This window comes from Gallibacterium melopsittaci, from assembly GCF_042433085.1.
GTDB lineage: Bacteria > Pseudomonadota > Gammaproteobacteria > Enterobacterales > Pasteurellaceae > Gallibacterium > Gallibacterium melopsittaci.
In genome coordinates this window covers 68,776-81,893 of the sequence record NZ_JBHLWA010000010.1, presented here as the reverse complement: position 1 = coordinate 81,893, position 13,118 = coordinate 68,776, and the positions used below count along the sequence as shown (strand labels likewise).

Sequence of the window (13,118 nt, the reverse complement as noted above, 5' to 3'; positions counted from 1 at the left end):
TATCAAACAACCACTGGGTTTCCTTATGACAGCTAAAGCCCTCTTTACAAAAGAGGGGGACTAATTTAGTGGATCACTACACATTTAATACAGATGTTCTATTTCTGTTTCTGTTTTTTCTCTTAATATCTGTTCAACAGTCTTAAAATGTCGTTTCTTTGTTCCAGTTAGTATGTCAGTTTGACCAAATTTGTAGCCAGTTACCACAGGATTTTTTCTAAAATACTTAACAAAAACGATGACTTGTTGTGGTTTTCTTTTAACGAAAATCTTATTGTCTTGATTTTCAGAAAGTTGAATAACAGAATGCAGTTTTTCTACGAGGGAAATTTTTGATTGCTGACTTAACACATTATTGAACACAAAATGAGTAAAACTATTGCTAAAATCTAACTTAATCATTTATGAACTCATTCATATTCAGTAATGTTGCTAAATCTTCATTATTATTTCTAACTCTGTTTGCAATGTTATTTAGTTCAGAACTAGAAAAATTATATTTTTTCTTATCTTTAAAGAATTCAAATGCTTCATCTATTTCTTTTTGTTCTTCTTCTGTCAAAGATTGAACATCAGAATTGAACTTCTCTTCAATCAATTCTTCAAAAAACTCTCTCATTGTTAAGTTATGAGCAGAAGTATAAATTTTAATCTTTTGCTTTGTTTCAAAATCTGTATCAAAGTTTATTCTTACAGTATTTTTAGTCATAATCTTAATTCCCTTTTAATTAAATGAGTAAATATATACAAGAATATATCACAACTAAACATTTGCTCAATTTTTGATTTCTTAACTTCTTGATTTTTTGAAGCTTGAATTGTCAAACTAAGTGCAACACTTTAGCAAAGCGGGTTTGGGAGATTTGGCAGTCTTGATTTAATAAAATGCTAGCTAAAATCTCCTCTAGTCCCTCTTTATGAAAGAGGGGGGACTAATTTAGTGGATCACTACAATGGAATAAAGACTGAATTGAGAGATATTACTTTCCCCCTTCAAATTGAAGAGGGATAGGGATTTAACAAATAATAAATTTTATTTAACTGTTTGAAATGTGCGATTGAAATAGACTAGCCCATCTCCTTCGTGTACATCAATCTTATCTAAGGTAACCAGAAAGAGCGAATGTGTGCCAACTTCATGCACTGTAGTAATTTTACCGTGTAAATTGGATAGTGAACCGATTAATGCTGGTGCATGTCCAGGTTCGTGTTTTTCTTTCCAAATATCCATATTAAAACGTTCTTCCATTGAGCTATCTCGCATACCTGCAAAATGGCAAGCTAACTCTTCTTGTTCTGCCGACAACACATTAATACAAACTTGTTTATTTTGTTGAAATACAGGATTCATTTGGCTATTACGATTTACACAAACTAAAACTGTTGGTGGGGTATCCGTAATGGAGCAAACCGCTGTTGCGGTAATACCACAAGTGCCTGCTTCGCCATGAGTGGTAATAATATTTACTGCGGCTGCCATTCTCGCCATTGCATTACGGAAATTTTGTTGTTCTGGTGTTAATTGTTGTTTGGACATAATCTCTACTTCCTCAATGATTTGTTGAATAATGTCGGATACTTGGTATCCGACATTCCTCACTATTTACAGAATTTATTAAGGTCACCGAGAATATTAATATCATCTGGATTCGTCAAGTGCGGTACTTTCCAACCGTTTTCATCGTAATCTGCCAAGCATTGATCAACCAGATCAAAGCATTTTTGTAGAATACCGTTTGCGGTTGATTGACCTAAGACTTGTAAACGAACTTCTTCTTGGCTACCTGCGTAATTGATTTCATATAATTCGTGGCGACCACCAAATTCTGTGCCAATCGCATCCCATAATAATTTTAAGATCTTAATCCGTTCACGATATTCAATATTATTTGAACCACGCACATATTTTTCGAGGTATTTATCAATATCTGGATTATCAAAATCAATTTTGTGTGATGGGAGATAAATCAATCCACTGGTTACGGTTTGTTCCGCAATTTTCTTCACAGCAAGATATGCCATTGGTGCCATTACACGATAAGTTTGGATAGCTGCTAAACTTGGCATACGGCAGCCACTTTCCCATGAGAAAGAGTTACCATACATTGCATCGGTTAATGACCAGAAAAGATTACGCCAAGCCAACACTTCACCCATTTGTGCAGCAACACCACGGAACTCGATTACGCCTGTACATTGTAAGGCTTTGTGAATAATACCTGATAGGAAATCAAGTTTTACGGCTAAACGAGTACACGCTTGCATTGGGAATAATGTTGCAAAGCCTGCATATTGTGCCCATTTACGGCAACGATCAAAATCTTTATAAATTAAGATATTTTCTTTTGGAATAAAGACTTTATCTAAGACTAAGATGGCATCGTTTTCGTCAAAACGGCTAGAAAGAGGGAAGTCATATGGTGAACCTGTCGCACCTGCCGCTAATTCATAAGAGTGACGGCAAATTAATTTCACCCCTTTTGCATCCATTGGAGCAATAAACATCATGGCAAATTTTTCGTCTGAACCAATAATTTGTGCCGAACCGAAACCGATAAAATTATAGTGGGTTAATGCAGAGTTGGTTGCGACTACTTTTGCTCCGCTCACGATAATACCGTCTTCTAACTCTTCTTCAACTTTAACATAGACATCTTTTACTTGATCGATTGGTTTATTGCGGTCAATTGGTGGATTAACGATAGCGTGGTTGAAATAGAGGCAAGATTCTTGAATACGTTTATACCATTCACGGGCATTGTCAGCATACGGACCATAGAAATCAGCATTTGCACCTAATGAGGTACCAAAGGCAGCTTTATAATCAGGCGTTCTACCCATCCAGCCATAGCTAAGACGTGACCATGCTGCGATTGCATCACGTTGTTCACGCAAGTCTTCAGCTGTTCTTGCATAACGGAAAAATTTATGAGTATAACCACCATTGCCAGTATCTGTTTCCCAGCATAACTCATCTTTGCTTTTTGGATCATGTAACGCATCATAAAGGCGAGCAATAGAAGCGGCCGCATTTCTAAATGCAGGGTGAGTAGTTACATCTTTAACACGCTCTCCATAAATATAAATTTCACGACCATCGCGAAGACTTTCTAAATATTCTTCGCCTGTGAAAGGACGATTTTTTTCTTTACGGCAATCATCAGGTCTTTTATGTTGATAAAAACGATTTTGGTCGGTCATGGTAGTCACTCCTTATAAAGTTGTTGGAATTTTACCCTTATTGGGTAGTAGTGACATTTATAGAGGAGAAAATGTGTTATTAAAATGTAATTTTTACGTTAAAAAATGTACTTTTCTGTTATTTGGCAGTTTTATCAATAAAATGTGAGTTAGATCTCATTTACCTAGATTGAATTCATTTTTACAGAAAAAAGATGTTAGAATAAATCCACTTTGGGGGTAATTCATTGATTACTGTTAATAAATAGAGATTGCTTAAATCCCCCTAACCCCCTTCAATTTTTGAAGGGGGATTTTATCTGTTATGAATTGTGAGGGCCGTTTATGCACATTTATGATAAAGAAAGTTTTATTACCTTATTGGATCATTCAAAAATTGAAGCAACCAATATTGATATAGCAAAAACTTATGGTGCTCCCAAAGATGGTTCACAAATTCATTATGAATCTTTTGAAAATTTACGCCTATTTTATGGGCAGTTTCCTAAACTCCATTTTCACGACCGTTATTTCCAAGTGCATTATCTTACAGCAGGTGCAATCTATCTGCAGCTCGGTGAAAATGTTTATAGTTTAAAAGCACCTTGCTTTTTTCTTACTCCACCTTCTGTTCCACACAGTTTTTATACTGAGTTAGATGCTGTTGGTCATGTATTAACGATTCCACAGAAATTTATTTGGGACTTACTGAATTCGATCCAACAAAAAAGTAATTACTTTCATTCAGGTTGCTTTGAGTTAGAAAAAAAATCCTCGATTACACTTGAGATTGAAAATGTTCTGAACAAAATTAGGGAAGAATATACTCGTGATTTAATCGAAAAACATGCAATGCTACGTCTTTACACCAAAATTCTGTTTATCAATATTATGCGTTTGCAAGAATTGAATATTCAGACAGTAGAGAAATTACCAATAAGAGGTGGCGATATTGATCTCTTTAATCAATTTAATCTGTTGGTTGAAGAGCATTTTAGAAAGAACTGGACAATTTCGGAATATTTAACACTTCTTTGTATTAGTGAAAGTCGTTTAAATGTTTTATGTAAAAAATTCTCTGGTTTATCACCTAAGCAAATTATTATTGAACGTCAGCTACAAGAAGCACGTTTTAAACTGCTTTATTCTCAAGATTCGGTTAGTAAAATTGCGTATGATCTTGGTTTTAACGATCCTGCTTATTTTTCTCGTTATTTCCAATCTCGTGTTGGTGTATCACCAAAAAGATTTCGCGATCGAGATCACACATCCTAAAATCTCAACCCCTTAATGGGGAAAAGTACAGTTTTTTGGCAGAAAAGTACATTTCAAGTTTGTAAAAAATCCATTATAAATTTTAACAATCTTAATAATTTTTTAACTATTAAGATTGAGTTTTGACCTTTATGTCTGTTTTCTAAATAGTCTTAACGATTTTAATAATAACTACTCTGCTTGCTTCTTTATGGTTTTAGGCAAGTTCATGCAACACCTCATATTTATGATGGAGACCTACCATGAAAAAAATGACATTATTAGCTTCTATTTTAGCTGTTTCGGCCGCAACAAACGTTTGGGCTGCAGATAAAGTTACATTAAAAATTGGACACTTTTTACCGCCTCTTTCAACCATTCATCAAAAAATTCTTACTCCATGGTGTAATGATTTAAATAAAGAGTCCAATGGTCGTATTGAATGCCAACTCTATCCATTAAACCAACTTGGTGGGACACCTGCACAATTAGTTGACCAAGTTCGTTATGGTGTTGCAGATATTGTTTGGACTGCACCTGGTTATTCTGCTGGACGTTTTAAAACAATTGAGGCACTTGAAACACCTTTCCTTTTACCTAATTCTCGTGTTGGTAACCAAGTCGCTTGGAAATTCTTTGAAAAATATTCTAAAGATGGTGAGTTTAAAGATTTTAAAGTCTTGAGTGTGCAAACTGATGGTGGGGTAACATTCCACGCCAATAAACCGCTTAATAATGTCAGTGATCTTAAAGGATTAAAACTGAGAACACCTACTCGCCTCGCTTCACAAATTATGAAAGCACTTGGTGGTGAAGCAATTTCTATTCCACCATCACAAGTTGCTGAAAGTATCTCTAAAGGGGTAGTTGATGGTGCAATGGGAGCTTGGGAAGTTGTGCCACCGTCTAAGTTAGATGAAGTGACTAAATATCACGTTTTACCTGAAGCTGGTCAACCTTATCCAACTGTTACCGTTTTAATGTTGTTAATGAACAAAAATAAATACAACAGTATGCCTGCTGATTTGAAAGCGATCTTCGATAAATATAGTGGCCCAGCAATGGTAGAACGTATTACTAAGGCTTGGGAACAGGCAGAAAAAGAGGCTATTGATAAAACTGTAGCAGGTAAAGGAACGATTGCTAAATTTGATGCTAACCATACGCAACAAATGCAAGAGTTAACCAAATCCGTTACCGAACAATGGATTGCGGATGCGAAGAAATCTGGTATCGATGGCCAAAAATTAATCGATGATATTAAACAAATGGTTAAGGAACAAAATTAACCATTACCTTCTAACTGTTCGCCCCATCAGATAGATGGGGCAGGAGGACGCAATGAGTGAAACATTGCCTGTCAACGCAGTTCCTACTTTAGTTGATACCCCTGTAGGACGAGTTTTATATCAAATCACAAGAAAATGTGCCATTGCTGGTGGATTTATCTTTCTTATTCTAATTGCGATTTCACTCTATTCATTAGTGGGACGTAAATTAGGATTCGGTGGGGTAGTAGGCGATATTGAATTAGTTCAAGCAGGTGGAGCTGTTGCTGGCTCACTATTTTTACCTTTCTGTACCATTATGTATGAGCATCTTAAAGTGGATTTTTTCACAATGAAATTTCCACTCTCTGTGCAAAATAAAATGGATGCTTTCGCAGATTTAGTCTTATTTGCTGTTGCAGTGTTATTAGTGTACCGAATGGTTATTCAAAGTATGGCGTTATATGACTTCGCTGAAGTGACGGCATTAATGTCTATTCCAGTTTGGATACCGAATATGCTAATGATCCCAGGTTTTGTCTTAATGGCTATCTGCTCTCTCTATTACTGCGTAATGCACGCCACACAAAAAGGGGTATAGTCTATGATGAGTGGTGTTGAAATGGGAATTGTTGGATTCCTAATCCTATTAACTTTACTCTTAATCCGTATTCATATTGGGATTGCGATGTTTGTTGCCGCAGCAGGGCTTTACCTCTACTTAGGACAAGGTGATGTCAGTATGTTGATGTTTACCTTAAATGGCTTAGTTTACGCACGTTTATCCAATTACGATTTAGCGGTAATTCCATTCTTTATTTTAATGGGACAATTTGCACTTAACGGTGGTATGTCGAAAGCACTATTTAAAGCGGCAAGTAGCTTTATCGGTCATTGGCGGGGTGGTTTAGCTATGTCTGCCATTGGTAGTTGTGCAGCCTTTGGTGCAATTTGTGGTTCTTCTTTAGCAACTGCAGCTACTATGGGACAGGTCGCTTTACCTGAATTAAAGAAAAGAAAATATTCAGGTGCGTTGTCCACTGCAACTTTAGCCGCAGGGGGAACGCTTGGTATTTTAATTCCTCCATCTGTTCCATTAATTATTTATGCGGTACTTACTCAAGAGTCTATTGGGAAGCTATTTGTTGCTGCCATTATTCCTGGTCTGTTAGCTATGCTTGGATATGTGTTAGTGGTGAAAATTTTAGTCACTATCAATCCTGATGCAGGTCCAACGTCCGAAAAAATGCCATTTAAAGAAGCATTAAAAAGCCAATTCCAAGTTATTCCAATCTTTATTGTGTTCTTGATTGTGATTGTCAGTATTTATGCTGGTTGGGCAAATCCAACAGAATCAGCCTCTATTGGTGCTGCTGCTTGTGGTGTGATTGCTTGGTTAAATGGCGGCTTAAATTGGCGTGGGGTGATTGATAGCATTTTAGGAACAGCAACCACTACCGCAATGATTTTTATGGTACTGATTGGTGCCGATTTATTGAATTCAGGGTTAGCGATTACACAAATGCCGAATCAATTAGCGGCGTGGGTAGTTGAACAACAATTTCCACCATTATTAGTTCTGTTCACTATCTTATTAATCTACTTATTCTTAGGTTGTGTGATGGATTCACTCGCAATGATTCTCCTCACGATTCCAATTTTTTACCCAATTATTATGGGGTTAGATTTCTGGGGGCTTTCTGCACAAGATAAATCTATCTGGTTTGGGATTTTAGCCTTAATGGTTGTCGAAATCGGTCTTGTTACGCCACCAGTAGGTATGAACCTCTTTATTATCAATAAAATCGATGGAGAAACGTCATTAGGTCAAACTTCAAAATGGATCTTTGCTTTTCTAATGTCTGATTTTGCACGTATCGCTTTAGTCACATTCGTGCCGATTTTAGCTTATGGACTTGTTCACCTATTTGAATAGTTTGAATAGAGGATATTTTTTATGACACAAACATCATTAGCAAAATATGTGGTTGAATCTTGTACCACTGCAGCACCAAGTGTGTTTGCCATTGCATTAAATAGCCGTGAACAGTTAGCACGACTAGCCGATAAATTTCAACAAGCACCTTATAAAGCAGCACCAAAAACACCAGTAATTTTTTTACAACCACCAAGTACGCTTAATCGTAATGGGGCAAATGTTGTATTACCCGCAGAACAAACTCAACTTCGTGTTGAACCGCATATTGGTGTTGTCTTTGCCGATACAACGTCAAGAGTGACTGAGCAACAAGCTCATCAACATATTCGTGGTTTTGTTCCTGTTAATCTCTTTTCATTGCCAAGCGATGATTATTATCGTCCTGATATTACGGGACGTTGTCGAGATGGCTTCTGTGTCATTGGACAAGAGGTGCAAAAATCAGCCGTAGCCGATCCAGAGAGTATTGCCATTCAAGTCAATGTGGACGGCCAATTAAAGAAAACCAGTGAGGGCAATAAAATGTTACGCAGTATTTCAGAATTAATCTCGTTTCTTAGTCAATTTATGACCTTTAAATGTGGCGATATTTTATTAGTCGGGACAGATGATTGCCCAATTATTGTAACTAAAAACAGTCATATCGAAACAACTTTTGAGCAGTTAGGTTGTGTAGCGAATACTGTCGTGGAAAGTGCAAAATAAGGAGCAAAATATGGCTAGATATGCTCGTGTACTCTATCGCAACCAAGTGCAAGTCGTGACTGTACTGGATGACGACACACTCTTATTAGCGAATCAACAACCGATTCCTGCGGCAGCCGTGCAATGGCTACCACCAAGCAACGGCACAATGTATGCACTTGGCTTAAATTATGCTGATCACGCTTCTGAGTTGGAATTTAAAGCACCAACAACACCACTCGTATTTATCAAAGCACCAAATACTTATACAGGACATAAACAAGTAACTTGGCGACCAGATAATGTCGAATATATGCACTATGAGTGTGAATTAGTCGCCGTGATTGGCAAAGTTGCCAAAGATATAAAACGTGAACAGGCTATGGAGTATATAGCAGGTTATACCTTATGTAATGACTATGCTATTCGTGATTACTTAGAAAATTATTATCGCCCAAATTTACGCGTTAAAAACCGTGATGCTACCACACCAGTTGGTCCTTGGATTGTCGATCGTGATGATATTGTTGATCCAATGAATTTGACATTAAAAACGTGGATTAATGGTGAATTGAAACAACAAGGCAGCACCAAAGATATGATTTTTGATATTCCATTTTTAGTGGAGTACCTCTCGCATAGAGTGACATTGCAACCCGGTGACATGATTGCGACAGGCACACCGAAAGGGTTAGCAGATGTTAAACCTGGCGATGTTGTAGATGTTGAAATTGAACAGGTTGGAAAGTTAACCAATTATCTTGTAAGTGAATGTGCATTTTTTAATCAATAACCAGTTTTAGAGAGGATAACACTATGATTAAACATTGGATCAATGGTAAAGAAGTTGCCAGCGAAGAAACATTTCAAAATATTAATCCAGCGACAGGTGAAGTGATTTGTGAAGTAGCCAGTGGTGGTGAAAAAGAGATTAATGCGGCAGTACAAGCGGCAAAAGATGCTTTCCCTAAATGGTCAAAAACACCAGCAAAAGAACGTGCTAAATTAATGCGTAATTTAGGGGATTTAATTGATAAACATGTCGCACAGTTAGCTGAATTAGAAACATTAGATACTGGATTACCAATTCATCAAACCAAAAATGTATTAATTCCTCGTGCATCACACAATTTCAACTTCTTTGCCGAAGTTTGTACTCGTATGAATGGGCATTCTTATCCTGTTGATGACAAAATGCTCAACTATACCCTTTATCAACCTGTTGGTGTTTGTGGTTTAGTTTCACCTTGGAACGTACCATTTATGACAGCAACTTGGAAAACTGCACCTTGTTTAGCGTTAGGTAATACCGCCGTATTAAAAATGTCAGAATTATCACCACTTACAGCCAATGAATTAGGCCGTTTGGTATTAGAAGCGGGTATTCCTGAAGGGGTTTTCAATGTTGTACAAGGTTATGGTGCCACAGCTGGTCACGCATTGGTTTGCCATAATGATGTGCGTGCCGTTTCTTTCACTGGTGGTACGGTGACTGGACGCAATATTATGCGTAATGCTGGTTTGAAAAAATTCTCAATGGAATTAGGTGGTAAGTCGCCAGTCTTAATCTTTGATGATGCCGATGTAGAACGTGCTTTAGATTCTTCGCTCTTTGCGATTTTCTCATTAAATGGGGAACGTTGTACTGCTGGTTCGCGTATTTTTATTCAAGAAACTATCTATGATGATTTTGTTAAAGAGTTTGCTGCTCGAGCTAAACGTATTATTGTCGGCGATCCACAAGACTTTAATACACAAGTTGGTTCAATGATTACTCGTCAACATTACGATAAAGTAACTGGTTATATCCGTATTGGTATCGAAGAAGGGGCAACCTTAATGGCTGGTGGCTTAGAACGTCCAGAGGGTTTACCAGAACATCTCAGTAAAGGTAACTTTATTCGCCCAACTGTTTTTGCCAACGTGAATAATAAGATGCGAATTGCTCAAGAAGAGATCTTTGGGCCAGTGGCTTGCTTAATTCCATTCAAAGATGAAGAAGAGGCATTACGTTTAGCTAATGATGTTGAATATGGTTTGGCTTCTTATGTTTGGACTAACGATTTAGGCAAAGCACATCGTTTAGCTCACGGCATTGAAGCTGGTATGGTGTTTATTAATAGTCATAATATCCGCGATCTCCGTCAACCATTTGGTGGTATTAAAGCGTCTGGTGTTGGTCGTGAAGGTGGTGAATATAGTTTTGAAGTCTTCGCTGAAATCAAGAATATCTGTTTACCGTTAGAAAACCACACGATCCCACGCTGGGGCGTAAAATAAATATGAGGAGAGCGCTATGGGTAAATTAGCATTAGCCGCCAAAATTACACATGTGCCGTCAATGTATCTTTCTGAATTACCTGGTAAAAACCACGGTTGCCGTGAAAGTGCAATCCAAGGCCATAAAGAAATTAGTCGCCGTTGTCGTGAGTTAGGGGTCGATACCATCATTGTTTTTGATACACACTGGTTGGTGAATAGTGCTTATCACATTAACTGCTGTGATCATTTTGAAGGGATCTATACCAGCAATGAGCTACCTCATTTCATTAAAGATATTACGTTTAATTATGATGGTAATCCTGAATTAGGGCATTTAATTGCTGATTTTGCGGTGAAAAAAGGTGTACGGGCACAAGCACACGAAATTCCAAGTTTGAAATTGGAATATGGCACATTAGTACCAATGCGGTATATGAATCAAGATAAGCATTTCAAAGTGGTTTCCATTTCTGCATTTTGTACCTCGCATGATTTTGAAAATAGTCGCAAATTAGGTGAGGCTGTATTAGAAGCAATTGAAGCCTATGATGGTACTGTTGCGGTATTAGCCAGTGGTTCACTTTCGCACTACTTCATTCCAGATGAACGTGCAGCAGAGGGAATGAACAGTTATACCAGAGAGTTTGAACATCAAGTTGATTTACACGTTGTAGAAATGTGGAAACAAGGCAACTTCAAAGATTTCTGTGCAATGTTACCTGAATATGCTGAATTTTGCCGCGGTGAAGGCAATATGCACGATACGGTGATGTTATTGGGAATGCTTGGTTGGGATAAATACAACAAAGGTGTTGAAATTTTAACAGACTTATTCCCTAGCTCAGGCACTGGACAAATCAATGCGGTTTTCCCTTTAAATTAAGGAGTTGATATGCCTCATTTTATTGTTGAAGCGACCGATAATCTAAAAGGCGATGTGGATTTTGCAGCTCTTTTTCCACAAGTACATGACTATCTTGCTGGTACAGGGATTTTCCCACTCGGCGGCATTCGCAGCCGAGTCCATTGGGTAGATGTTTATCGTATGGCAGATGGTAAAGAAGATGATGCTTTTGTTCATATCACCTTAAAGATCGGAGCGGGTCGAGATCCTGCTGAGTTAAAACAGGTCGGTGAAAAACTTTTTGCAATCTTAACCGAATTTTTCGCACCAATATTTGCAAAACGTTATTTCGCACTCTCTTTTGAAATCAGTGAGTTAAGTGAAACACTCAATTTCAAAAAAAATAATGTTCATACTCGTTTCAAATAACTTTGTAAACTAGGAGAGTGTATGCCAAGCTCACGAACACAAATTAAACCTTTATCAGAAACTGCATTAATCATTTTTCTTGGTGGTTTAGTTGGGTTTGGCCCACTCTCTATCGATATGTATTTACCTACTTTTCCCAATATTGCTGCCTATTTGGGAACTGATATTGCTCAAGTGCAATTTACGGTCAGTACCTTTTTAATGGGGTTCTGTGCTGGAATGTTACTTTATGGCCCATTATCAGATCGTTATGGCAGACGGTTTATTCTGATTCTCGGGATGTCACTTTATGTGCTTGCCAGTTTGGCTTGTCTATTTGCTAGCAATATTGAACAACTATTATGTTGTCGCTTTTTACAAGCCTTTGGCGGAGGTGCTGCACCTGTATTAGGTCGTGCCATTGTACGAGATCGCTTTCCGCCACAACGCACTGTCAGTATTTTATCTATGATGCAACTGATCACGATGTTAGCACCGTTGCTTGCACCTATGATCGGTGGTGCGTTATTACTCTTTTTTGATTGGCGTTCCAATTTTGTACTGTTAGCTATTTTAGGCTGTATCTGTTGGGCTATTGTCTATTTTCGCTTAGAAGAAACGCATCAAGTTACCGTTTCTACGCCATTAACTTTTACTACTATATTTAAACCTTACTGTACCGTGCTTAAACATCGTGCCACCATAGGTTATATCTTTTGTTTAGCTTCAATGTTTGGTGGATTATTTACTTATGTTGCGGGTACGCCTTTTGTATATATTGATTACTTCCATTTTTCGCCACAATACTATGGTTACTTCTTTGGTTTAAATGTGATAGCGATTATTTGCTGCACATTGTTGAATAACCGTTTTGCGAAAAAATATTCATTGAAAACGCTGTTAAGCGTGGAAGTCAGTGTTGTTGCTATCGCTGGTGTCGGGTTTGCACTTGCTAATCCAGATAGTCTAATCGCCATTATGTTACCGTTATTTATCTTTATTGGGCTAACTGGTGCGATAGCGCCGAATATTATGGCAATGTTATTGCAATTACATCGTGAACGAGCTGGAACAGCAATGGCACTTGCCACATCTATGCAATTTGCAGGTGGATTACTTGCTAGTGCCACCCTCTCTTATTTTTTCCAAGGAACACCGCAAACTATGCTAACCGTACTTTGTGCCTGTTCGATCTGTGCAGTCATTGGTTTTCTCTTTGCTGCATTGTTTCCTAACAACCAAACCAATAATCAGACAACATCATAAATTTAAGGTGAAA

Annotated in this window: 14 protein-coding genes; 10 read left to right on the top strand and 4 right to left on the bottom strand. The window is 37.6% G+C overall.

What is annotated here, in order from left to right; genetic code table 11:
• Positions 1-84: 84 nt before the first annotated feature.
• The 4 genes from ACFFHT_RS02480 to hpaB all read right to left on the bottom strand — a co-directional run bounded on the left by ACFFHT_RS02480 (position 85) and on the right by hpaB (position 3,201).
• Positions 85-402, bottom strand: coding sequence for a hypothetical protein (locus ACFFHT_RS02480; protein ID WP_382373151.1), 318 nt, complete (start codon positions 400-402; stop codon positions 85-87).
• The gene (locus tag ACFFHT_RS02475) at positions 395-709 is read right to left on the bottom strand and encodes a hypothetical protein (RefSeq protein ID WP_382373149.1); all 315 of its coding nucleotides are present in this window, start codon (positions 707-709) and stop codon (positions 395-397) included. Before ACFFHT_RS02475 ends, ACFFHT_RS02480 begins: the two co-directional genes overlap by 8 nt.
• A gap of 324 nt (positions 710-1,033) precedes the next feature.
• Positions 1,034-1,537: a 4-hydroxyphenylacetate 3-monooxygenase, reductase component gene (hpaC, locus tag ACFFHT_RS02470; protein WP_382373147.1), complete on the bottom strand. Its 504-nt coding sequence runs from the start codon at positions 1,535-1,537 to the stop codon at positions 1,034-1,036.
• A gap of 62 nt (positions 1,538-1,599) precedes the next feature.
• The gene (gene hpaB, locus ACFFHT_RS02465) at positions 1,600-3,201 is read right to left on the bottom strand and encodes a 4-hydroxyphenylacetate 3-monooxygenase, oxygenase component (RefSeq protein WP_382373145.1); all 1,602 of its coding nucleotides are present in this window, start codon (positions 3,199-3,201) and stop codon (positions 1,600-1,602) included.
• A gap of 324 nt (positions 3,202-3,525) precedes the next feature.
• On the opposite strand from hpaB, the gene hpaA reads away from it, so the two are divergent.
• From hpaA to ACFFHT_RS02415, 10 genes are all read left to right on the top strand, one after another.
• Complete coding sequence (gene hpaA, locus ACFFHT_RS02460; protein WP_382373143.1) at positions 3,526-4,455, top strand: 4-hydroxyphenylacetate catabolism regulatory protein HpaA; 930 nt, start codon at positions 3,526-3,528, stop codon at positions 4,453-4,455.
• A 242-nt stretch (positions 4,456-4,697) separates the two neighbouring features.
• Positions 4,698-5,723, top strand: coding sequence for a TRAP transporter substrate-binding protein (locus ACFFHT_RS02455; RefSeq protein ID WP_382373141.1), 1,026 nt, complete (start codon positions 4,698-4,700; stop codon positions 5,721-5,723).
• 52 nt (positions 5,724-5,775) lie between these two features.
• Entirely contained in the window at positions 5,776-6,303 is a 528-nt protein-coding gene (locus ACFFHT_RS02450; protein WP_382373139.1) for a TRAP transporter small permease, read from the top strand.
• A 3-nt stretch (positions 6,304-6,306) separates the two neighbouring features.
• The gene (locus ACFFHT_RS02445) at positions 6,307-7,638 is read left to right on the top strand and encodes a TRAP transporter large permease (protein ID WP_382373137.1); all 1,332 of its coding nucleotides are present in this window, start codon (positions 6,307-6,309) and stop codon (positions 7,636-7,638) included.
• 21 nt (positions 7,639-7,659) lie between these two features.
• Positions 7,660-8,346 (top strand): fumarylacetoacetate hydrolase family protein, encoded by a 687-nt coding sequence (locus ACFFHT_RS02440; protein WP_382373135.1) that lies wholly within the window; start codon positions 7,660-7,662, stop codon positions 8,344-8,346.
• A gap of 10 nt (positions 8,347-8,356) precedes the next feature.
• Positions 8,357-9,118 (top strand): fumarylacetoacetate hydrolase family protein, encoded by a 762-nt coding sequence (locus tag ACFFHT_RS02435; RefSeq protein ID WP_382373133.1) that lies wholly within the window; start codon positions 8,357-8,359, stop codon positions 9,116-9,118.
• A gap of 23 nt (positions 9,119-9,141) precedes the next feature.
• Complete coding sequence (hpaE, locus tag ACFFHT_RS02430; protein WP_382373131.1) at positions 9,142-10,605, top strand: 5-carboxymethyl-2-hydroxymuconate semialdehyde dehydrogenase; 1,464 nt, start codon at positions 9,142-9,144, stop codon at positions 10,603-10,605.
• 16 nt (positions 10,606-10,621) lie between these two features.
• The gene (hpaD, locus tag ACFFHT_RS02425) at positions 10,622-11,470 is read left to right on the top strand and encodes a 3,4-dihydroxyphenylacetate 2,3-dioxygenase (protein ID WP_382373129.1); all 849 of its coding nucleotides are present in this window, start codon (positions 10,622-10,624) and stop codon (positions 11,468-11,470) included.
• Between the two features lie 9 nt (positions 11,471-11,479).
• Entirely contained in the window at positions 11,480-11,860 is a 381-nt protein-coding gene (locus ACFFHT_RS02420) for a 5-carboxymethyl-2-hydroxymuconate Delta-isomerase (RefSeq protein WP_382373127.1), read from the top strand.
• A 21-nt stretch (positions 11,861-11,881) separates the two neighbouring features.
• Complete coding sequence (locus tag ACFFHT_RS02415; RefSeq protein WP_382373125.1) at positions 11,882-13,105, top strand: Bcr/CflA family multidrug efflux MFS transporter; 1,224 nt, start codon at positions 11,882-11,884, stop codon at positions 13,103-13,105.
• Positions 13,106-13,118: the final 13 nt, after the last annotated feature.

Excerpts from the sequence above, each read along its gene's own strand:
- hpaB (WP_382373145.1), bottom strand. The coding sequence starts at position 3,201 with ATGACCGACCAAAATCGTTTTTATCAACATAAAAGACCTGATGATTGC.
- ACFFHT_RS02435 (WP_382373133.1), top strand. The coding sequence starts at position 8,357 with ATGGCTAGATATGCTCGTGTACTCTATCGCAACCAAGTGCAAGTCGTG.
- ACFFHT_RS02445 (WP_382373137.1), top strand. The coding sequence starts at position 6,307 with ATGATGAGTGGTGTTGAAATGGGAATTGTTGGATTCCTAATCCTATTA.
- ACFFHT_RS02450 (WP_382373139.1), top strand. The coding sequence starts at position 5,776 with ATGAGTGAAACATTGCCTGTCAACGCAGTTCCTACTTTAGTTGATACC.
- hpaD (WP_382373129.1), top strand. The coding sequence starts at position 10,622 with ATGGGTAAATTAGCATTAGCCGCCAAAATTACACATGTGCCGTCAATG.
- hpaA (WP_382373143.1), top strand. The coding sequence starts at position 3,526 with ATGCACATTTATGATAAAGAAAGTTTTATTACCTTATTGGATCATTCA.
- ACFFHT_RS02440 (WP_382373135.1), top strand. The coding sequence starts at position 7,660 with ATGACACAAACATCATTAGCAAAATATGTGGTTGAATCTTGTACCACT.
- ACFFHT_RS02420 (WP_382373127.1), top strand. The coding sequence starts at position 11,480 with ATGCCTCATTTTATTGTTGAAGCGACCGATAATCTAAAAGGCGATGTG.
- ACFFHT_RS02475 (WP_382373149.1), bottom strand. The coding sequence starts at position 709 with ATGACTAAAAATACTGTAAGAATAAACTTTGATACAGATTTTGAAACA.
- ACFFHT_RS02455 (WP_382373141.1), top strand. The coding sequence starts at position 4,698 with ATGAAAAAAATGACATTATTAGCTTCTATTTTAGCTGTTTCGGCCGCA.
- hpaC (WP_382373147.1), bottom strand. The coding sequence starts at position 1,537 with ATGTCCAAACAACAATTAACACCAGAACAACAAAATTTCCGTAATGCA.
- ACFFHT_RS02480 (WP_382373151.1), bottom strand. The coding sequence starts at position 402 with ATGATTAAGTTAGATTTTAGCAATAGTTTTACTCATTTTGTGTTCAAT.
- hpaE (WP_382373131.1), top strand. The coding sequence starts at position 9,142 with ATGATTAAACATTGGATCAATGGTAAAGAAGTTGCCAGCGAAGAAACA.
- ACFFHT_RS02415 (WP_382373125.1), top strand. The coding sequence starts at position 11,882 with ATGCCAAGCTCACGAACACAAATTAAACCTTTATCAGAAACTGCATTA.